Consider the following 19,286-nt stretch of genomic DNA (forward strand, 5'->3'; position numbering starts at 1 on the left):
GTCAGCTCATGTTGCCGAGCACATTGCCCAGGATTCCGCTGACCACGTTCGTGACCGAACCCTGCGGATCGGTGAAGGAACCGAAGAACTGACCCGATCCGGTGTTGACCGAGCCCAGGCCCAGATCCTCGAGGCTGCCCGAGCCGGCCTCGACGGGGTTCGGCGGACGGACGGTGACGCACACGCCCATCGGGTCGATGTTCCAGTTGCCACTGGCGAGCACGATGTTGGTGCCGGCACCGCTGTCGAGCTTCGCGCCGACCGTCGCATTGTCCGGGACCTTGTAGGTGGTCTCCAGAGCAATGACACCGCCACCCGCCGTGGTCCACCCGCCGCCCCTGACGATGACGGAGTTGTTGCCGACGACAGCCGTACCGGTGACGTCCTCCCACTTCTGATTCCCGACGACCCACTTGACGTTCAGACGCGCCTGCACCAGCTGGAACCCGGCCGGGTGGAAGTCGCGCATCTGGTCGACGAGCGCTCCCGAACCGGACACCTTGGTGATGTAGGTGACCGTCTGTCCCGGTGCGACCTTGCCGTCGCCGACGACCTCCTTACTCAGGGTGTATGGCGTCCCCCACGAGCCGGCCCACTTGGACGTGACCGACTGACTGAGCGCGCAGGCAGGCGCGGCCTGCGCCGCAGACGCTCCGAGTCCGACGGTGACGCCAGTGGCGAGAAGGGCCACGGAGGCGGCGGCGGCTACAGCGTGGCGTAGTGAGCGACGTGACATGTGGAGCTCCGTTCAGTGGGTCGGCGAGAGGCGAGCCGAACATCCCCGCTCGGTGCGGAAGCAACCGTGACCGACCGAGTTCGGGCCGCCTCGAGTACTACTCGCCCCCATTCCTAATGGACGTACGTCCAACTCCGCAGGGGAACGGGGAAAACGGTCCTAGCGCGCCGGCGTCAGGAAGGCCGCGAGTGCGTCCGCGTACATGCCGACGTCCCGAGCCCCCATCAACTCCCGCGCCGAGTGCATCGCCAACTGCGGGGCACCGACGTCGACGGTGGACAACCCGGTCCGCGACGCGGTGATGGGACCGATGGTCGACCCGCACGGCAGGTCGGCGCGGTGCACGTACCGCTGCAGCGGCACCCCGGCACGATCGCATGCGAGTGCGAACTCCGCGGACCCGCGTGCGTCGGTGGCGTAGCGAAGATTCTGGTTGACCTTGAGGACCGGACCGCCGCCCACCTCGATGCGGTGGGCGGGTTCGTGCCGGTCCGGGTAGTTCGGGTGCGTGGCGTGGGCCATGTCACCGGACGCGCACACCGATCCGGACATCGCCCGCAGGAAGTCCTCCCGGCCGCCGCCGCGCAGCAGCACGATCCGTTCGAGGACCGAGTTCAGCAGATCCGAGAAGGCACCGCGGTCGGACATGCTGCCCACCTCCTCGTGGTCGAACAGCGCCAGCACCGGGGTGCACTCGCCCGGCTCGGCGACCGCGGCGAGCAATGCCTGCGTTCCCGCGTAGCAGGTGCCCTGGTTGTCGAGTCGCGGCGCGCTGACCAGGGACTCGTCCTCGCCGATCACCGTGCTGGGCGCGAGGTCGTGGGTCATCAGCTCCCAGCCGAGCACCGACTCGGCCGCCACTCCCGCCTCACCGGCGAGAAAGCCGATGAACGACCGCGGCTCGGTCCCGGTCCCCCACACCGCGTTGACGTGTCGCTGCGGATCCAACTGCACGCCCTTGCGTTCCTCGGACAGGTGGATCGCCAGCTGCGGCACCCGCAGGATCGGCCGATCGACGCGGACGAGGACCTCCTCGACCGCGTCCCCCGACCGGACGCTGAGCCGGCCGGAGATGCCGAGATCGCGGTCGAGCCACGAGTTGAGCCACGCACCGCCGTACGGCTCGAGGCCCACCATCCGCCAGCCCGCCGAGACGAGGTCCGGATGCTGTTTCACCCGCAGGTTCGGACTGTCGGTGTGCCCGCCGACGATCCGGAACGGCCGCGCGGGAACGGCCGAACCGGCCGTCACGCCCTCCGTGCTCCACGCGATCAACGATCCGCCGCGGATCAGGTAGTAGCGTCCGGGCGCGGACGGCCACGCCTCCGTCTCCCGCAACTCGGTGAAACCGTTCTCGGCCAGCTCGGCAGCGACCGTCGCGCACACGTGGAACGGGGACGGCGACGCGTCGACGAAGGCACACAGTCCCCGGGCGTCAGCCTGCGTAATCGATGGCATACCGACCATCATGCAGTACCCGGATCAGTGCGCCCCCGAGACACAGAACTGGTTGCTCTGCGGGTCCGCGAACACCACCCACCGGAAGCCGTCCAGGGTCTCCCGATGCACCTCGGCGGCACCGGCAGCGAGCACCCGCACGACCTCCGCGTCCAGATCGGAGGAGACCATGTCCAGATGAATCCGGTTCTTGCCGGGCGCCGGGTCGTCGACCTTCTGGAATCCGAGCTTGTGCCCCCACCCGGGAACGCCGACCACGAAGAACCAGCCGTCGTTCTCCGCCTCGACCGTGCCGCCCGTCAGGTCCGCCCACCAGCGCGCGAGCGGCCCGGGATCCGTCGAATCGAACGAGATCATCCCCAATGTCAGTGTCATGGTCGGACGCTAGCGCGAGACACCGACATTCGGGCGTCGGACACAGCCGCTACATTGGCCACGCCCAGATCGACCGCACGAACCGGAGTCCCGATGAACGACACCACCTTCCACCGGGCTCAGCCGGTGGCCACCCCGCTGTCCCCCGCCGCGATCTTCCTCGTCGCCACCGTGGCACCCGGTGGGGAGTCGACGGTCCGGGACCTGCTCGCCGACGTCATCGGGATGGGTCGTGCCGTGGGTCTGCGGGTTCCCGGCTCCAACCTCGAACTGGTGGTCGCGATCGGATCCACCGTCTGGGACCGGTTGTTCACCGGGCCGCGCCCCGCGCAGTTGCACGAGTTCGTCGAACTGCGCGGCGACAAGCATGTCGCGCCGTCGACCGCGGGTGATCTGTTGTTCCACATCCGGGCCGAGACGCCGGATGCGTGCTTCGAACTGGCCCACCGGATCGTCAAGCGTCTCGACGGCGCGGCCGCGGTCGTGGACGAGGTCCACGGGTTCCGGTACTTCGAGAACCGCGACCTCATCGGGTTCGTGGACGGTACCGAGAACCCCAGCGGGCAGCAGGCCGTCGCGGCCGTCACCGTCGGCGCGGAGGATCCGGATTTCGCCGGCGGCTCGTACGTGCACATCCAGCGTTACGTCCACACGATGACCGACTGGGAGGCGCTGCCCGTCGACGAGCAGGAGCGCGTGATCGGGCGCAGCAAGCGCGACGACGTCGAGATGACGTCCGACGTCAAACCGGCCAACTCGCACGTCGCCCTCAACGCGATCAAGGACGACGACGGCAACGCGCTCGAGATCCTGCGGGCCAACATGCCGTACGGCCGCGTCGGCGACGAGATGGGCACGTTCTTCATCGGCTACTGCCGAACGCCCGCGATCACCGAACGGATGCTCGAGAACATGTTCCTCGGCAGCCCCCGCGGCAATTACGATCGGCTGCTGGACTTCTCGGTCGCGGTCACCGGCTCGTTGTTCTTCGCACCCAGCGAGGACTTCCTCGACGCGCTGCCGCCGGCCCCGACAGCCTGACGGCTCAGCTGCCGGGCAACGCGCAGACGGTGTCCAGCCCCAGCACGTGGTTGAGCCGGCCGAATGCGATCCAGGATCCCAGGCACATCGACAGTTCGACGATCTCGGCCTGGCTGTATCGGGCACTCATCCGCGCCCAGAACTCGTCGTCGAGGTTGTGGTGATCGAGCGCGTACCGCTCGGCGTACTCGGCGGCCAGTCTGACCCGGTCGCCGAACGCGTCGGTGGTGCGCCAGTTCTCGACGGACTCGAAGAAGTCGTCCTCGACCTTCTGCCCGTCGCGTTCGGTGCGCCAGTCCATGCAGACGATGCAGCCGTTGATCTGCGCGATCCGCAGCCGGGCGGCCTCGAACTCGCGCAGGTCCAGGGTCGAGTTCGCGTACACGGACCGCGAGAATTTCGACGCCGGGATTCCGATCTCGGGGACCATCTCGCCCCACACGTACGCGACCGGGTCCTTGCCCTCGGGAATATCGATGTTCATGGCGCCCAGTGTGCTCCGCCGACGCCGACCGGTGGTGCCGATTCTCATCACCGGTCGGTCGTGCGCGACGAAGTCCTGGTCACCTGCGCGGCGACATCGCCGGCGACGGTCGCAGCGGCACCTCGAGCGCGTCGTACAGGCCGGGTTCGGCGGCGGCGAGCCAGTCGATCGCGTTGACCAGTCGCCCGACGGCGGTGGCGTTGCCGCCGGCCGCGCGGCTGCCGCCCTCGTCCGTCGCCTCGACGGTGACCTCGATCCGCGGCCGCCCCTCGATGATCACCCGGTGTGCGCCGGCGCCGCCGTCCGGCGGTGTCGGCCAGTCCGGGGCACACGACGGATGGATCCGGGTGACATGCTCGACGACGATCCGTGGGAGGCCGTCGACGATGCCCTGCACCTCGAAACGCAGGGCACCCTGGGTGCCCGCGGCGAAGTCACCCATCGACGTGGTCGTGACGTCCGCGTCGAGGGCCCGGCGTTCGACGGTCTCGCCGACCTTGTCGAGTTCCAGCCCGAGCGCCCGCGCCATCAGCCGAACCTGACCGCCCCACACCATGGTCGGGATGTTCGGGGCGATCATCGGAGGTGCGTAGTCCATCGGCTGGCCCATCCCGACGAGGTAGCGCACCGAATCGGGCTGGTCGTAGTCCGTGTAGTCGAAGATCTCCTGGCACCGGACGGTGTCGACGGTGGAACCGAGTCCACTGATCAGCAGCGGCAGCACATCGTTGCCCCAGCCCGGGTCCACCCCGGACACGAACAACGAACCACCGCCCACCCGGATCGCGTCGAGCACGGGATCCCGCAGTTCCGGCGGCGCACTCCGATGGTCGTACAGCGGATACAGCGACGGCGTCACCACCACCGCACCGGTACGCACCGCCCGGACGATGTCGGCAAGTGCGTCGTCGGGCCGGACGTCGCCGGACGCCGCGTAGACCACCGCACCCGGGCGGGTCGCGAGAACCTCGTCGATGTCGGCGGTCGCGGCGACACCGAGATGCTCACCGACGTCGCCCAGTTCACCGGCGTCGCGTCCCACCTTGTCCGGGTTGTGCACGACGACCGCGGACAATTCCAGGTGCGGATTGGCGTGTACCGCGCGGATCGCCGCGCGGCCGACGTTGCCGGTACCCCAGACGACAGTGCTGATCATGCGCGGGACGCTAGCGAACCGGGGCCGTTCGCGCACCCACTTCCACCCAGTTGAAGGGACCCTTCGGCCGCTCCCAGCGCACGAAGGGTCCCTTCAGCTCGTGAAACGGATCGGCGCGACGCTCTAGCCCGCGAGCCAGCTGCGCGCGGCGACGGCCAGTGCGCGGACGCCCACCTCGAGGGTGGGTGAGATCACCGGTGCGTAGAGGGGTGAGTGGTTGGACGGCAGTTCGGCGACCCTGGCGGCGATTTCCGGGACCGATCGGGCGCCGGCGAACTCGGCGGGGTCGGCGCCTCCGAGCAGCCAGTACACGCAGGGGGCACCGGATTCGTAGGCGAGGATGCCGACGTCCTCGCTGCCGGTGACCACGCCCGGGTCCACGACGATCACACCTTCGAGGCCACTGCCGAACGCGGCACGGACCTGTGCGCCGGCGGCGGCGTCGTTGATGACCGCCGGGAACGAATGCAACGTCTCGATCACCGGTTTGCGGTCGGCGCCCGCGGTTGCCGCCTCGCCCTGCACGATTCGCTCGATGGCGCCGAGCACCCGATCGCGCACCTTCGCGTCGAACGTGCGGACGCTCAGTTTCAGTTCGGCCGAATCCGGGATGATGTTGGCCGCGCCGCCCGCATGGATCGAGCCGATGGAGACGACGGCGGTGTCGGTCCCGGCGATCTCGCGGGACACGATCGTCTGCAGCCGCAGGACCGTCGAGGCCGCGAGCACGATCGGATCGACCGTCGTCTCCGGGCGCGATCCGTGACCACCGCGACCGTAGAGGGTGATCTTCAGTGCGTCCGAGGCGGCGAACGCCGGACCGATCTCGAGCCCGATCGCACCTGCGGGCAGGGGCGCGACGTGCTGCCCGAGCACCACGTCGGGCGTGCCGAAGCGGGTGAACAGACCGTCGTCGACCATCGCGCGGGCTCCGGCGCCGGTTTCCTCGGCCGGCTGGAAGACCGCGATCACCTTGCCCTGCCAGTCGGATTCTGCGGCAAGCACTTCCAGTGCGCCGATCAGCGCGGTGGTGTGCATGTCGTGACCGCACGCGTGCATCACGGGCACCTCGGTGCCGTCGGCGGACGTGCCGGTGACGGTGCTCGCGTAGGGGAGGCCGGTTTCCTCACGGACGGGGAGCGCGTCCATGTCGGCCCGCATGAGCACGGTCGGGCCCGGGCCGCGGTCGAGGATGCCCACGACGCCGGTGCGGCCGACGCCCTCGGTGACGTCGAGGCCGATCCGGCGCAGATTGTCGGCGACGATCCCGGCGGTGCGGGTCTCGGCGAAGCTCAGTTCGGGATGCGCGTGCAGATCGCGGTAGAGGTCCGCGAGCCGAGTGACGTTCGAAGCCATACGATCCCCTCGAGGTATCTACGATGTCAGCCACACCCTAACGGCCCACGGCTCAGGAGGGGGGTCAGCTCGATGACGGCTCGGTTGCACACCTTCACTTTCTCGTTGCCTCCGAGGGCGATCGTCACCGCGATGGTCCTCGTCGCATCGGTCGGTCTCGTCCTCGGTGCGGTCCGGCTGTTCATCGGGCCGCATTCCGCCCAGGCCGCATACCTGGCGGTCCTGCTTCTGATCTCCCCGGCACGGGCACTGCGCGGAGGGTGGCGGTTCGCGGCGGCCGGGTGGGCGATCGCAGTGGCCCTGCTGGGATTCGTCGTCGGGTCCCACGGTCTGTGGGCGGTGCTCGTCGCGCTCACCGCCGTATGCCTGGTGCAGGGACTGTTCCGGGTGGGCGGTGTGGCCGCCATGACCCGGGCGCCGGTCAATCTCCTCGCCTTCGCGGCCCTGTCCACCACCGATGTCCGGCTGTGGCAGGTCGCGCTCGGGTCGATCATCGGGGCGACGTTCGTTCTCGCGATCACAGCGCTCACTGCCACCGACGGGTCGTCCGCGGCATCGGAAAGCTCATTGTCGGACAGCCTGCGCTACGGCGCGGTGCTCGCGGCGGGTTCCCTGTTGATCGTTGCTGTCGGCGAATGGGTCGAGTACCCGTACGTCGGATGGGCTCTGCTGTCCTTCTGCACGATCCTCGCGGTCGGACTATTCGAGAACGGCACGCGCGCACGCGACCGGCTCGTCGGAACCGCGGCCGGCGCCGTCGTCGCCACCGTCGTCTCCCTCGTCCCCCAGCCGGTTCCGCTGATCGCGGCAGTGGTGTGCAGCGTGCTGTGCTTCGCGTACCTCAGCGTCGGCAACTACACGATGTTCGTGACACTGCTGACCCCGGCGATCCTGCTCACGACGTCCTCCGATCAACCGACCTACCAGATCAGCGCGGGCCGCATCGGGGCCGTCCTGGTGTCGGTGGTCGTCGCGGTGGCCGTCACCTGGTGCGCGCGAAAGCTGATGTCGCGGCGTCCCGGAAGTCCCACCGCCGAGCCGCTGCCGGCCCGGCCCTGACCGACGAACAGAGACGACAGGGGCGGACCGGGAAACCCGGTCCGCCCCTGTCGACGTCGCAGTGCCCGACTCAGGCGGTCAACACGCCCTCGAGCGCGGAGTAGAACATGCCCAGGCCGTCGTCGCTGGGGCCGGTGAGGGCCTCGGTGGCGTGCTCGGGGTGCGGCATGAGGCCGACGACGCGACCGTTGGCCGACGCGATGCCGGCGATGCCGCGCTGCGAACCGTTGGGGTTGTCACCGGCGTAGCGGAACACCACGCGGCCCTCACCCTCGAGTTCGTCGAGCACCTGCTCGGACGCCTGGTAGCGGCCCTCGCCCGACTTGAGGGGCACGAGGATCTCGGCGCCCACCTCGTAGCGGGACGACCACGCCGTCGAGTTGGACTCGACCTTGAGCCACTGGTCGCGGCACACGAAGTGCAGACCGGCGTTGCGGGTCAGTGCGCCCGGCAGTAGGCCGGCCTCGCACAGGACCTGGAAGCCGTTGCAGATGCCGAGGACCGGCATGCCGCCGCCGGCGGCCTTGACGACCTCGCCCATGACGGGCGCGAAGCGGGCGATGGCACCGCAGCGCAGGTAGTCGCCGTAGGAGAAGCCACCGGGAACGATGACCGCGTCCACGCCCTTGAGGTCGGCGTCGCCGTGCCACAGGCTGACGGCTTCACCACCGGCGAGGCGGACGGCGCGGGCGGCGTCGACGTCGTCGAGCGTGCCCGGGAAGGTGATGACTCCGATGCGCGCGCTCACTGGACTCGCGTGACCTTCCAGTCCTCGATCACCGTGTTCGCCAGCAGCGACTCGGCGATGGTGGCGAGCTCGTCGTCGCTGACGGTGTCGTCGACCTCGATCTCGAATCGCTTACCCTGACGGACATCCGACACACCGGCATGACCGAGTCGGGACAGCGCCCCGACAATGGCCTGTCCCTGCGGGTCGAGAATCTCGGCCTTGGGCATGACATCGACAACGACACGGGCCACGTGCTGCTCCTCGCTATGGCTGGTTTCTGCCCGGGATCGCACCGGGCACCCAGGAGTTTACCGGGCAGCCCGGGGCACTCCCGCATCGAGTGAAGGTCCGACGCCACCCCGCACGCGAGTGTGATCCCGCATACTCGTCTCATGCGACTGACGCACTTCGGCCATTCCTGTGTCCTGGTGGAGCTCGACGGCGCGAAGATCCTGTTCGATCCGGGCAATTTCTCGCATGGATTCGAAGGGATCACGGGCCTCGACGCGATCCTGATCACGCATCAGCATCCCGATCACGCCGACCCGGCTCGGCTGCCCGCACTGGTCGCCGCGAATCCCGGCGCGGGTCTGTACGCCGACCCGCAGACGACGGCCCTACTGGGCGAGACGTGGACCGCGGTGTACCCCGGCGACGTGTTCGACGTCGGCGAGGTTCAGGTCACCGGCACCGGCGGAACGCACGCGGTGATCCATCCGGAGATCCCGCTGATCGACAACACCGCGTACCTGCTCGGCGATGCCGAGAACCCGGCCAAGCTGATGCATCCGGGCGACTCACTGTTCGTTCCCGAACAGAAGGTCGACGTCCTCGCGGTGCCGGCGGCGGCCCCGTGGCTCAAGATCTCCGAGTCGGTCGACTACCTGCGCGCGGTGCACCCGCGGGTCGCGGTCCCGATCCATCAGGGTGTGGTCGCGAAGGAGGCCCGGGGCATCTACTACGGACGGCTCACCGAGATGGGTCCGGGCGGAACCGAGTTCCGGGTGCTGCCCGAGGAGTCGAGCGTCGAAGTGTCCTGACCGGTCGGTCCGCCCGGTGTGAAACCGGGGTGAATCTCGTACCGGATATCGCCGATCGGGACACCCCGGGCATTTTCCGTAGGTACTGTGCTGCACGAATGCCGCCCTCCATGGGATGTTCGGCATCTCGTGGACACTCGGCTGTGCGCACTCATCGGTGATGCACGGCGAATTCGCTTCTCAGGGGAGGACATTCGTATGGGGAATTCGACGCTCGGTTGCGCCCGCGTGCTGGCAGCCGTGGCGGTTGCATCCGCATCACTGCTCGCGGTGCCGGCGACGGCATCCGCAGGTGGCGACACGTCAGCCCCGAACGCCGCCGCATCGAAGACCTCGGGTGCCTACCTGGTGAGCTCGACGAAGTCCTCCGACCGCAAGGTCACCATCTCGGTGTACTCGCCGGCGATGGGGCGCAACATCCCGCTCGAGGTGATCCTTCCCGCCGACCGGAGCGCGCCGCGGCCCACGCTGTACCTCCTCAACGGTGCCGGCGGCGGCGAGGACCGCGCCACGTGGCAGCGTCAGACCGACGTCCTGGACCTCTTCGACGACGAGAACGTCAACGTCGTCACCCCGCTCGAGGGCGCGTTCAGCTACTACACCGACTGGGAGAAGGACGACCCGAAGCTCGGCCGCCAGAAGTGGCAGACGTTCATGCTCGAGGAACTCCCGCCCGTCGTCGATGCCGAGTTCGGCACCAACAAGGTGCAGTCGATCGCGGCGATCTCCATGACCGGGACGACGGTGCTCAACTACGCGATCGCCAAGCCCGGCTTCTACAAGAGCGTCGGCTCGTTCAGCGGTTGCGCCGAGACCAGCACGTGGGCCGGCCAGAACGCGATCCAGATGGTGACCGGGGTCCGCGGCGGCGCCGACATCACCAACATGTGGGGTCCCCTCGACGGTCCGGGCTGGGTGGCGAACGATCCCGTCGTCAACGCCGAAGGTCTGCGCGGAACCGAGCTCTACATCACCACCGGCTCCGGGCTGCCGGGGCATCACGAGACGTTGGACGGCCCCGGCATCAAGGGGCGACCGGTCGCTCTGGCCAACCAGGCCATCGTCGGCGGTGCGATCGAAGCGGCCACCAACTACTGCACCCGCAACCTCGCGAACCGTCTCGCCCAGTTGAACATCCCGGCCACGTTCGAGTTCAAGCCCGGCGGCACCCATTCGTGGGGTTACTGGCAGGACGACCTGCACACCTACTGGCCCGCGATCGCCCGCTCGATGGGCGTCTGACGCCTCACGCCACGTCGCGCACACCCGCGGCCAGCGGCCAGCGGTAGACGTCCGGCCGGGCGCCGTGATGCAACGACAGGTCGACGGCGTCCAGCACGGCCTGCCGGGGTCCGGCCTTGCCCAACTGTTTCGCGGAGATCGCCAGCCGGACCAGTCGGCCGCGCCGGGCGCCTCGGGACGCGCCGAGCACCATGGCGCGGCACCGCCACGGTTCGGCGCGGAAGCCGTCACCGAGGCCGATCACGTGGCTGCGCACGCTCGTCCCGTCGGCGAGGTCGCGGACCGCGCTCATCCCGGCGAGCAACCGGAAACCGTTGGTCGGGAGGACGGCGACCGCGCCGGGCGAGGCCACCCAGCGCGGCGCCGCGAACAGCCGGGTCCGCAGCCCCACCTCCTCGAGCACCCGATCGGCGGCCAGTAGCCGCAGTCGCGCCTCGTGTTCGGGCAGCAGTGCGAACTCGGCCCGCCGACGTTTGGTGGCGGCCTGGTCGTAGCCGTGCAGGACGATCGCGTCACCGCGGTCGCGCCGGCCGCGGAGCCAGTCCTGCGTGACAGGGTCCGAGACCAGTCGGTATTTGTCCTTGAGTCGCGGCGCGACCAGCAGCGACAGTGGAACCGATCGACGGTCCATCTCGGCCGCGAAGTCCGCGACGGTCTGCACCGTCTCGTCCCTGATCCCCGACACCGACACGATCACCTGTCCGGTCATGGCTCCGAGCGTGACAGCCGAAGGTGAACAGGCGCTTACGCGCCGCTGTCTAGCGGGGCAGCACGGCCTCGATCGCCGCGATCACCTCGGGGGCGTCGGGTTCGGTGCGGGGACGGAACCGCCCCGCGACGGTGCCGTCGGGGGCGATCAGGAACTTCTCGAAGTTCCACTGGATGTCGCCGGCCGCGCCGTCGGCGTCCGCGGTCTCGGTGAGTTCGGCGTACAGCGGGTGCCGGTTCTCGCCGTTGACCTCGATCTTCTCCGTCAGCGGGAAGGTGACGCCGTAGGTGGTGGAGCAGAAGGTCTGGATCTCCTCGGGCGTGCCCGGTTCCTGGCCCATGAACTGGTTGCACGGCACGCCGATCACGGAGAGGCCGCGCTCGGCGTACTCCGTCGCCAGCTTTTCGAGGGCCGTGTACTGCGGGGTCAGACCACACTTGGAGGCGACGTTCACCACGAGGACGGCGCGGCCGCCGTACTCGCCGAGGCTGGTCGGCACGCCGCCGAGGGTGTTGATCGTGATGTTCTGCAGGGGGCTCGTCATGCGCCCCAACCTAGCGAAACCGTCGGACTCGTGCCGGGATTCAGGCGCGGGCCATCTCCCGTGCGACCGGGTCGGGGGCGGGGGCCGCCGACTGCTCGCCGTGACCGTCGTCGTCCATGCTGTCCTCGTCGAACGGCAGTTCGCCCGACAGCACGGCGTGGACGCGTTCGGTGTCGACGGACTTGGTCCAGGTGCCGACCAGCAGTGTCGCGACGGCGTTGCCGGAGAAGTTGGTGACCGCTCGTGCCTCGGACATGAACCGGTCGATGCCGACGATCAGGCCGACGCCGTCGAGCAGTTCGGGGCGGTGGCTCTGCAGACCACCGGCGAGGGTCGCCAGTCCGGCACCGGTCACGCCGGCGGCGCCCTTCGAGGCGATGATCATGAAGACCAGCAGTGAGAGCTGTTCGGTCAGTGCCAGCGGCTGCCCCATCGCGTCGGCGATGAAGATCGATGCCATCGTCAGATAGATCGCGGTGCCGTCGAGGTTGAACGAGTAGCCGGTGGGCACGACGACGCCGACGGTGGTGCGGTCGACTCCCACGTGCTCCATCTTCGCGATAAGCCGCGGCAGGGCGGATTCCGACGACGACGTCGCGAAGATCAGCAGGTACTCCCGTGCGAGGTAGCGCACGAGCTTGAAGATGGAGACCCCGGCGACGGCGCGCAGGATGCTGCCGAGCACGCCGAAGACGAAGATCAGGCACGTCAGGTAGAAGCCGAGCATGAGCGCGCCGAGCTGGACAACGGCGCCCAGACCGGTCTGCCCCACGACGTTCGCGATCGCGCCGAATGCACCGATCGGCGCGAGCCACAGGATCATCGACAGGATCTTGAACACCAGCTTCTGCGCGTACCCGATGCCGCGCAGCACCGGCTCGCCCTGCTTGCCCATCGCCTGCAGGCCGAATCCGACGAGCAGCGCGACGAACAGGGTCTGCAGCACGCTGCCCTCGGTCAGTGCCGACAGCAGCGACGTCGGGATGATCGACGCGATGAAGTCCATGGTGCCGCCCGCGGCGTGGGCCTGTTCGGCGAGCGCCGCGCCACTGCTCGCGCTGTCTGCGGTGATGTCGAGGCCGGTGCCAGGGTTGAGCAGGTTGCCGACGACCAGTCCGATGCCGAGCGCGACGGTGGACATGCCGATGAAGTAGGCGAGGGCGAGCCCGCCGACCTTGCCGACGCTCGCCGCGGCGCGGACCGATCCGATGCCGAGGACGATGGTGCAGAAAATGACGGGGCTGATCATCATCTTGATCAGGTCCACGAACATAGTGCCGAGCACACCGAACGACCGACCGACGTCCGGCACGAGCCATCCGACCAGGATGCCGGCGATCACGGCGACGACGACGCCGACGTACAGCCAGTGGGTGCGGTCGCGCGTCGTCTGCTTGTCGGCCGGTCGCGGCGTCAGTTGCGCGGCGCCTGGTTTCCCTGTTGCACTCGTGCTCATGAGGTGTCCTCTTGCTCGGATGGTTTCTCGACGAGCCGGGGCGAATGATCTTCGAGTGATCGCGGTCACGCCGGGCTCGTCAGAGAATGCTGGTCGCGATCGGGGCGCCGGTGAAGTTTGTGTTCATTAGTTTCATGAGAGGACGGACGTGTCCGGGGCCGTGTCCCGCAAGCCGATGAGCGTCGCGCGGCGGCTGCTGATCCTGCAGCTCGTCGTGTTGGCGGTGGTCGTCGGCGCGCTCTCGGCGCTCGCGATCCTGGACCAGCGAGCCGATTCGGACGATGCGGCGCGCCGGGAGGTGACGGGCATCGCGGAGACCGTCGCGTTGTCCTCTTCGACGATCGATGCACTGCACAGTCCCGACCCGAGCGCACTGTTGCAGCCGGGGATCGAACGGATCCGCGACGCCACCGACACCGATTTCATCGTCGTGATGGCACCGGACAGCACCCGCTACACGCATCCCGACCCGACACTGATCGGGCAGAGGTTCGCCGGTCACACCGAGCGGGCCCTCGCGGGCGAGACGTTCACGGAGACGTACACCGGTTCGTTGGGGCCGTCGATTCGGGCCGTCGCGCCGGTGCGCGATGGTGATGACGTGATCGGGCTGGTCTCGGTGGGCGTCACCCGCGACCGGATCGGGGAGGAGTTCGTGCGGGGCCTGCCGTCGCTGCTGGGGATCGTCGCGATCGCCGTCGGACTCGCCGCGCTCGGCGCGACGTTGGTGAGCAACCGGCTCCGGCGTCAGACGTTGGGGCTCGATCCCGACCAGTTGCGCCGACTGTACGAGCATCACGAGGCGGTGCTCCGTTCGATCGGCGAGGGCCTGATCGTGTTCGGGCGGGACCGTGACGGGAAGACCCGGGTGGACGTCGTCAACGACGAGGCCCGCCGACTGCTGTGGCTGCCGGACGGGCCGATCACGCTCGACCAGTTGCCGGAGACGCTGCGGCGGATCGGCCCGGACGCCGACGAGGAGCAGGACGAGGTGCATGTGACGGCCGACCGTGTCCTGGTCGTGGGCCGGGCACCGGTGCTGTGGGAGGGCCGACGGATCGGCACGGTCGTGACGCTGCGCGACCACACCGAACTGCAGAGCGCACTCGGCGAACTCGACTCCGCGCGCAGCGTCGCCGAGTCGCTGCGCATGCAGGCCCACGAGTACGCCAACCGGTTGCACACGATCGTGACGATGGTGGAACTGGGCCACCACGACGAGGCTGTCGCCTTCACCACCGCCGAGTTGGCGACGTCGCAGCAGTTGATCGACCGGCTCATCGCGGCGGTGCACGAACCGGCGCTGGCAGCACTGCTGCTGGGCAAGGTCAACGAGGCGGCTCAGCACGGGGTGGAACTGACCGTCACCGAGGAGACGGCACTGGGTCCGCTGACCACGCTGACGCCGCTGGAACTGGTGACGGTGGTGGGCAACCTCCTCGACAATGCGATCGACGCCGCCCGATCCACCGAGACGTCCGACGGTGCCCCGTGGGTGGAAGTGACCGTAGCGACGGCGGATTCGATGCTGGTGATCCGCGTCGCGGACAGCGGCCCGGGCCTGGATCCCGACGCGCTGTCGCGGGCCCTGACGCGGGGGTACTCGACCAAGCAGGTCGACGGCCGGCCGGCGATGCAGCGCGGTCTGGGGTTGGCGCTCGTGGCGCAGGTCGTGGCCCGGCACGGCGGACGGCTGCGCACCGAGCCGTCGCTGGCCGGCATGCTGGTGGTCGAGATCCCGCTGCAGGGGCCCGCGGCCGACGGTGGTGCGCGATGATCCGGGTCCTGATCGTCGAGGACGAGCCGCTGATCGCGGAGGCCCACCGCTCGTATGTCGAACGGATGGAAGGTTTCTCGGTCCACGGCGTCGTGCACACCGCGAACGCCGCGATGCGCGCTGTCCGGGAGGCAGCCGCGGGCGACGACCCGATCGACCTGATCCTGCTCGACATCGGACTGCCCGACGCGAGCGGTCTCGATCTCGCCGGCGCGCTGGGCGGGCTGCGTCCGAGCCCGGACATCATCGCCGTCACCTCCGCCCGGGATCTCGAGGTGGTGCGCACCGCGGTGGCCCGCGGTGTGGTGCTCTACCTGCTCAAGCCGTTCACGTTCGCCGCGCTGCGCGACAAACTCGAGCACTACCGGGAGTTCCGGGCGGCGCTGTCGCGGGGCGGCGCCGCCACCAGCCAACGCGACATCGACCGTGCGATGGCGGTGCTGCGTACCGCGGACGAGCGGGCCACCACACCGAAAGGTGTTGCGCCGCAGACTGCGGACCTCATCGGGGAGTGCGTCCGCGGTGCCGCCCGGCCGATGACGGCAGCGGAGGTCGCCGCCGCTGTGGGGGTGTCGCGGGTGACGGCCTGGCGCTACCTCGAACGCCTCGCCGACGACGGCGTCGTCGCCCGGCAGACCGAGTACGGCCGGGCCGGGCGACCCCAGGTGCGTTACGACTGGGCGAGCACGTCTCGATGACCCGCGGCGCTCAGCGCGTACCGTCGAACTCGACGACCGTCGACCCCCAGCCGAGAGCACCGACTCGTGTTGTTCCGCAGCCGGATTCCGCTACGAGTGCGGACAGCTCGGCCTCCGTGCGCCGGCCCGATCCGTGGAGGCACAGCTTCAGCAGATCCGCCTCGGTGTCGTGGTCGTCGGTGGTCTCGGGATCGAGCAGATCGGTGACGAGTACGACCCGGCGAGCGGAGGCGCCCAGCGCGCCGAGCAGCATGCGCGCGTCGGGGTCGGGATGGCTGTCGATCAGGTCGACCGCGACGATCAGGTCGACGGGCGTCGCGAGGGTGGCGAACTCGCTGCCGTCGACGCGCTCGATCCGTTCGCGGCGCGAGTGCGCCACATCGCCCAGATTTCTGGCGTTCAGCGCGGGCAGTCCCACCAGGGAGATCTCGAGGTCGGGTCGCAGGCGTGCGAGGGTGTCGGCGTACACCCCGGCGCCCTCCCCGTAGAGCGCGACCGTGTGCACGTCCTCGAGGTCGACCGATTCGGGTAGCGCGGGCGCCCGGTAGACGGCGCCCGCCGCAGCCTCGTCGTGGAAGTCGTCCGCGAAGCCGGGTTCCTGCTGCCGGTCCGCGAAACCGTGGCCGACCGCCGGGGCGCCCGTCCGGACCGACTCGAGCAGCCCCAGAAACGCCATGTCGAGCCTGGTGTGGATCTTCTCGAAGTGCAGGACCTGACTGGAGTACGTGTCCGGGTCGGCGAGGATCGACCCCGTGTCGGTGAGTGCGTAGCGATCGCCGTCCACCGTCAGGAGGCCCATGAGCACGAGATGGCGCAGCAGCTTCTGCGTGGCGGCCGGGTGGGTGCCGCACTCGTCCGCGACGGCCTCCGCGGTCTCGGCGCCACCGTCGATCGCGGCGAACAGCCCGACGGTGACCGCGGTCCGGATCGCCAGCGGCGGCAGCAGCTCCGACATCTCGTGCAGCAGCTGTTCGGCGTCGCCCTCGGCGGTCACGTCGACGGCCGCGGGAACCCCGGCGGTGTGGGGGCCTTCGCGGTGCCGCCAGTAGCCGGCGATCTCGACGAACTCCTTCGGGATCGCCTTGTCCTGCTTCGCCCAGCGGCGCAGCGGTTTGATCGCCAGTGCCTCGCCCGCGACCCACAGGTACGGCTGCCCCGGCCGCCACTCGACGGCCTGCACGGTCTCGGCAAGCCGCGACGCACCGTTGTTCTCGGACCGGAACAGCCACGTGATGTCCACCGGTGCATCCGACTTCAGGTCCTGACGGTGCGTCGGCTCGGCGACCTCGATGACCACCGTTGCGGGCAGATCGGCGGGGAGGGTCTCGAGACAGCGTGCGATCGCAGGCAGGGCCGTCTGGTCACCCGCGACGAGCATCCATTCAGCCTCACGGGGCAGGCTCGAGGAATGCTTCGGTCCGGCCATGAGGATCTTCTCGCCCGGGCGCACGCGATACGCCCAGTCCGACGCCAGTCCGCCCTCGTGCTCCGCGAAATCGATTGCCATCTCGCGGGTTTCCGCGTCGAAGTGGCGCACGGTGTAGGTGCGGCTGTACTGGAACGCACCCGCGGGCCAGTCGACGGTGCCGTTGTCGGTGTTCCGCGGGACCTCGAACGGCAGGACACCGGTCCGCGGGTCGGCCGGCAGGAGTTTGATGTCGTCGTCGAAGCCGTTGGTGCGCACCGCGGGCAGCAGGACACCGTCGCGAACGTGGCTGTCCATCGCGGGGCCGCCGACCGTCACCCGCCGCATCCCCGGGGTGACGTCCTCGACCCGGAGGACGTCGACTTCTCGTATGCAGATCGGAAAGACCTCGACCTCACGGACCGTCGCTGCCATCGAATGGACCTCTCTCTCGTGGAATCCGTACTCGTCTTGCACATCGGTCGCCCCCTGCGGTGCGGGGCCGCCGCTACACCCGGGCCGCGCCCACCGACCCGGCGTGCTCGTCGAACTGCCGCAGTCGGCGCAGCACCGTGAACAGGACCGCAACCGCGACGAGTCCGGTGCCGCCGTACACGGCGAGGGCGGCTTCGATCGGCACCAGCGCCGCAACCAGGCCGGCCACGACGGCGCCCACCGATGCGCCCGCGGTGACCTGCGCCGACCACACGCCGGCGATCCGGGCCCCGAACTCGTCGGGGGTGTGCTTCTGGACGATGGCGTAGCGGACGATGTCGGCGACGGCCTCACCGAATCCGTGTGCCACCAAACCGATCACGGTGACCGCGACGACTCCGGTGACGCCGGCACCGACCAGTCCGGCCGCCGAGAGCAGCATGCCCGCGAACACCGCGCGGCCCGACCAGCGGACGGTGCCGGTCCAGCCGCTGGTGAGCGAGCCCAGGACCGCACCCACCGCCGGCGCGGCGTACAGCAGCCCCGTCATGGACGCCCCGACGTGCAGTACGTCGGCGGCATACTCCGGGATCAGGACGGCCCACCCGGCGAGCAGCATCGTCACGAAGCCGCACACGAGCACACCGCCGATCACCCGGTGCCGCACGGCGAAGCGGAATCCACCGGCCACCGCCTGCAGCGGCGATTCGTCTCCCGAGTGGGTGGGCGGCAGGGACGGCAACCGGGTGATGCAGAACGTCGTGACCGCGGTGGTGGCCGCGGCCAGCGCGAACGCCAGTCCCACCCCGCCGGATGCGATGACGACACCCCCCAGAGCGGGCCCGAGCATCGCGCCGAGGTCGCCGGTGAGTGCCATCAGGGCGCCCGCTGCCGCCATCTTGTTCCGCGGCAACAGGGTCGGTGTCACGGCCATCAGGACCGTCGCCGAGATCCCGCCGCAGACGCCGTCGACGACCGCGGCGACGTAGACCACCGACAGCATCGGGTCGGGCAGGAACGCGTTGACCGCGAGAATCGCGAAGGCGATGCCCGCGCACCCGCGGGCGATCGCGATCACCGTCCGGCGGTCGAACCGGTCCGCCAGGATGCCTCCGGCGAACGTCGCGAAGAACGTCGTCAGGCCGAGCACCGTCGACACCGCCGCGACGTGCGCGGTGGAGTCGGTCAACTGGTAGACCTGCAGCGGCACCGCGACGATCAGGAACCCCAGCCCGAACAGCGACACCACCCGCGCGGTGAAGATGTACCGGAACTCGCGGCTGGTCCGCAGCGGATCCAGGTCCAGCGTCAGTTTGTCCAGAAGTGCCACGTCGTGGTCACCGCGGGTCGAGCAGCGCGAACCACTGCTCGAGGTCGGGTTCGGACGCCAGCGACACGAAGTCGACGTCGACGCCGGTGTCGCGCCAGCGTTCGACGAGTGCCATCAGGCGTACCGAGTCGAGGCCCTGGTCGACCAGGCTCACGGTGGTGTCGATCTCGGTGACCTCGACGTCGAGGATCTGCGCCGTGTCGGCGAGAATCGTTTCTCGGCTCAACGGGGCTCCGGCTGTGTCGGACATATTTC

The 19,286-nt window shown here is 69.3% G+C and carries 20 protein-coding genes; 6 read left to right on the forward strand and 14 right to left on the reverse strand.

Translation table 11 applies throughout. The features are described 5' to 3' along the window. Window position 1: 1 nt before the first annotated feature. From IJ15_RS0100875 to IJ15_RS0100885, 3 genes are all read right to left on the reverse strand, one after another. Entirely contained in the window at window positions 2-736 is a 735-nt protein-coding gene (locus IJ15_RS0100875) for a hypothetical protein (RefSeq protein ID WP_031936462.1), read from the reverse strand. 159 nt (window positions 737-895) lie between these two features. Beyond that, window positions 896-2,194 carry a M18 family aminopeptidase gene (locus tag IJ15_RS0100880; protein ID WP_051918431.1) on the reverse strand — a complete coding sequence of 433 codons (1,299 nt, stop codon included), beginning with the start codon at window positions 2,192-2,194 and terminating at the stop codon, window positions 896-898. A gap of 24 nt (window positions 2,195-2,218) precedes the next feature. Beyond that, window positions 2,219-2,569, reverse strand: a complete 351-nt coding sequence (locus tag IJ15_RS0100885; protein WP_031936464.1) for a VOC family protein — start codon at window positions 2,567-2,569, stop codon at window positions 2,219-2,221. A gap of 93 nt (window positions 2,570-2,662) precedes the next feature. Between IJ15_RS0100885 and IJ15_RS0100890 the strand changes: the two genes are divergently transcribed. Continuing rightward, complete coding sequence (locus IJ15_RS0100890) at window positions 2,663-3,610, forward strand: Dyp-type peroxidase (protein WP_031936465.1); 948 nt, start codon at window positions 2,663-2,665, stop codon at window positions 3,608-3,610. 4 nt (window positions 3,611-3,614) lie between these two features. Here IJ15_RS0100890 and IJ15_RS0100895 read toward each other — a convergent pair whose 3' ends face one another. The 3 genes from IJ15_RS0100895 to IJ15_RS0100905 form a co-directional block, all read right to left on the reverse strand. After that, a complete protein-coding gene (locus tag IJ15_RS0100895; protein WP_031936466.1) occupies window positions 3,615-4,094 on the reverse strand; it encodes a carboxymuconolactone decarboxylase family protein in 480 nt (159 codons plus the stop codon). Window positions 4,095-4,173: 79 nt separating this feature from the next. Continuing rightward, complete coding sequence (locus IJ15_RS0100900; RefSeq protein ID WP_031936467.1) at window positions 4,174-5,250, reverse strand: NAD(P)H-dependent amine dehydrogenase family protein; 1,077 nt, start codon at window positions 5,248-5,250, stop codon at window positions 4,174-4,176. A gap of 123 nt (window positions 5,251-5,373) precedes the next feature. Next, complete coding sequence (locus IJ15_RS0100905; protein ID WP_031936468.1) at window positions 5,374-6,606, reverse strand: amidohydrolase; 1,233 nt, start codon at window positions 6,604-6,606, stop codon at window positions 5,374-5,376. Between the two features lie 72 nt (window positions 6,607-6,678). Between IJ15_RS0100905 and IJ15_RS0100910 the strand changes: the two genes are divergently transcribed. Then, the gene (locus tag IJ15_RS0100910) at window positions 6,679-7,665 is read left to right on the forward strand and encodes an FUSC family protein (RefSeq protein WP_197059704.1); all 987 of its coding nucleotides are present in this window, start codon (window positions 6,679-6,681) and stop codon (window positions 7,663-7,665) included. A gap of 70 nt (window positions 7,666-7,735) precedes the next feature. On the opposite strand, the gene purQ is transcribed toward IJ15_RS0100910, so the two are convergent. Together purQ and purS are read right to left on the reverse strand one after the other, a co-directional pair. Then, a complete protein-coding gene (gene purQ, locus IJ15_RS0100915) occupies window positions 7,736-8,413 on the reverse strand; it encodes a phosphoribosylformylglycinamidine synthase subunit PurQ (protein WP_031936470.1) in 678 nt (225 codons plus the stop codon). Beyond that, entirely contained in the window at window positions 8,410-8,646 is a 237-nt protein-coding gene (purS, locus tag IJ15_RS0100920; RefSeq protein ID WP_031936471.1) for a phosphoribosylformylglycinamidine synthase subunit PurS, read from the reverse strand. Before purS ends, purQ begins: the two co-directional genes overlap by 4 nt. 141 nt (window positions 8,647-8,787) lie before the next feature. Here purS and IJ15_RS0100925 point away from each other — a divergent pair, with 141 nt between their 5' ends. Both IJ15_RS0100925 and IJ15_RS0100930 read left to right on the forward strand, forming a co-directional pair. Beyond that, complete coding sequence (locus tag IJ15_RS0100925; RefSeq protein WP_031936472.1) at window positions 8,788-9,435, forward strand: MBL fold metallo-hydrolase; 648 nt, start codon at window positions 8,788-8,790, stop codon at window positions 9,433-9,435. Between the two features lie 198 nt (window positions 9,436-9,633). Further along, complete coding sequence (locus IJ15_RS0100930) at window positions 9,634-10,677, forward strand: alpha/beta hydrolase (RefSeq protein ID WP_031936473.1); 1,044 nt, start codon at window positions 9,634-9,636, stop codon at window positions 10,675-10,677. Between the two features lie 4 nt (window positions 10,678-10,681). Here IJ15_RS0100930 and IJ15_RS0100935 read toward each other — a convergent pair whose 3' ends face one another. The 3 genes from IJ15_RS0100935 to IJ15_RS0100945 are packed head-to-tail and all read right to left on the reverse strand — an operon-like array spanning window position 10,682 to window position 13,386. Further along, window positions 10,682-11,386, reverse strand: coding sequence for a DUF2334 domain-containing protein (locus IJ15_RS0100935; RefSeq protein ID WP_031936474.1), 705 nt, complete (start codon window positions 11,384-11,386; stop codon window positions 10,682-10,684). A gap of 49 nt (window positions 11,387-11,435) precedes the next feature. Continuing rightward, window positions 11,436-11,930, reverse strand: coding sequence for a glutathione peroxidase (locus IJ15_RS0100940; protein ID WP_031936475.1), 495 nt, complete (start codon window positions 11,928-11,930; stop codon window positions 11,436-11,438). Window positions 11,931-11,970: 40 nt separating this feature from the next. Next, window positions 11,971-13,386 carry a cation:dicarboxylate symporter family transporter gene (locus tag IJ15_RS0100945; RefSeq protein ID WP_031936476.1) on the reverse strand — a complete coding sequence of 472 codons (1,416 nt, stop codon included), beginning with the start codon at window positions 13,384-13,386 and terminating at the stop codon, window positions 11,971-11,973. A 175-nt stretch (window positions 13,387-13,561) separates the two neighbouring features. Between IJ15_RS0100945 and IJ15_RS0100950 the strand changes: the two genes are divergently transcribed. Together IJ15_RS0100950 and IJ15_RS0100955 are read left to right on the forward strand one after the other, a co-directional pair. After that, window positions 13,562-15,163 (forward strand): sensor histidine kinase, encoded by a 1,602-nt coding sequence (locus IJ15_RS0100950; RefSeq protein WP_031936477.1) that lies wholly within the window; start codon window positions 13,562-13,564, stop codon window positions 15,161-15,163. Then, complete coding sequence (locus IJ15_RS0100955; protein WP_031936478.1) at window positions 15,160-15,861, forward strand: response regulator; 702 nt, start codon at window positions 15,160-15,162, stop codon at window positions 15,859-15,861. The genes IJ15_RS0100950 and IJ15_RS0100955 overlap by 4 nt, the downstream gene beginning before the upstream one ends. Before the next feature lie 10 nt (window positions 15,862-15,871). On the opposite strand, the gene IJ15_RS0100960 is transcribed toward IJ15_RS0100955, so the two are convergent. From IJ15_RS0100960 to IJ15_RS0100970, 3 genes are all read right to left on the reverse strand, one after another. Further along, complete coding sequence (locus tag IJ15_RS0100960; RefSeq protein ID WP_031936479.1) at window positions 15,872-17,701, reverse strand: SIP domain-containing protein; 1,830 nt, start codon at window positions 17,699-17,701, stop codon at window positions 15,872-15,874. Between the two features lie 73 nt (window positions 17,702-17,774). Beyond that, a complete protein-coding gene (entS, locus tag IJ15_RS0100965) occupies window positions 17,775-19,031 on the reverse strand; it encodes an enterobactin transporter EntS (RefSeq protein WP_031936480.1) in 1,257 nt (418 codons plus the stop codon). A 7-nt stretch (window positions 19,032-19,038) separates the two neighbouring features. After that, complete coding sequence (locus IJ15_RS0100970) at window positions 19,039-19,281, reverse strand: phosphopantetheine-binding protein (protein ID WP_031936481.1); 243 nt, start codon at window positions 19,279-19,281, stop codon at window positions 19,039-19,041. Window positions 19,282-19,286: the final 5 nt, after the last annotated feature.

The sequence above is a fragment of the Prescottella defluvii genome, assembly GCF_000738775.1.
In the GTDB taxonomy this organism is placed as follows: Bacteria; Actinomycetota; Actinomycetes; order Mycobacteriales; family Mycobacteriaceae; genus Prescottella; species Prescottella defluvii.

Coding starts and splice junctions, on each gene's coding strand:
- IJ15_RS0100950 (WP_031936477.1), top strand. CDS start 13,562: ATGAGCGTCGCGCGGCGGCTGCTGATCCTGCAGCTCGTCGTGTTGGCG.
- IJ15_RS0100945 (WP_031936476.1), bottom strand. CDS start 13,386: ATGAGCACGAGTGCAACAGGGAAACCAGGCGCCGCGCAACTGACGCCG.
- IJ15_RS0100930 (WP_031936473.1), top strand. CDS start 9,634: ATGGGGAATTCGACGCTCGGTTGCGCCCGCGTGCTGGCAGCCGTGGCG.
- IJ15_RS0100960 (WP_031936479.1), bottom strand. CDS start 17,701: ATGGCAGCGACGGTCCGTGAGGTCGAGGTCTTTCCGATCTGCATACGA.
- IJ15_RS0100885 (WP_031936464.1), bottom strand. CDS start 2,569: ATGACACTGACATTGGGGATGATCTCGTTCGATTCGACGGATCCCGGG.
- IJ15_RS0100970 (WP_031936481.1), bottom strand. CDS start 19,281: ATGTCCGACACAGCCGGAGCCCCGTTGAGCCGAGAAACGATTCTCGCC.
- IJ15_RS0100935 (WP_031936474.1), bottom strand. CDS start 11,386: ATGACCGGACAGGTGATCGTGTCGGTGTCGGGGATCAGGGACGAGACG.
- IJ15_RS0100890 (WP_031936465.1), top strand. CDS start 2,663: ATGAACGACACCACCTTCCACCGGGCTCAGCCGGTGGCCACCCCGCTG.
- IJ15_RS0100910 (WP_197059704.1), top strand. CDS start 6,679: ATGACGGCTCGGTTGCACACCTTCACTTTCTCGTTGCCTCCGAGGGCG.
- IJ15_RS0100895 (WP_031936466.1), bottom strand. CDS start 4,094: ATGAACATCGATATTCCCGAGGGCAAGGACCCGGTCGCGTACGTGTGG.
- IJ15_RS0100925 (WP_031936472.1), top strand. CDS start 8,788: ATGCGACTGACGCACTTCGGCCATTCCTGTGTCCTGGTGGAGCTCGAC.
- IJ15_RS0100905 (WP_031936468.1), bottom strand. CDS start 6,606: ATGGCTTCGAACGTCACTCGGCTCGCGGACCTCTACCGCGATCTGCAC.
- IJ15_RS0100900 (WP_031936467.1), bottom strand. CDS start 5,250: ATGATCAGCACTGTCGTCTGGGGTACCGGCAACGTCGGCCGCGCGGCG.
- IJ15_RS0100880 (WP_051918431.1), bottom strand. CDS start 2,194: ATGCCATCGATTACGCAGGCTGACGCCCGGGGACTGTGTGCCTTCGTC.
- IJ15_RS0100875 (WP_031936462.1), bottom strand. CDS start 736: ATGTCACGTCGCTCACTACGCCACGCTGTAGCCGCCGCCGCCTCCGTG.
- IJ15_RS0100955 (WP_031936478.1), top strand. CDS start 15,160: ATGATCCGGGTCCTGATCGTCGAGGACGAGCCGCTGATCGCGGAGGCC.
- IJ15_RS0100940 (WP_031936475.1), bottom strand. CDS start 11,930: ATGACGAGCCCCCTGCAGAACATCACGATCAACACCCTCGGCGGCGTG.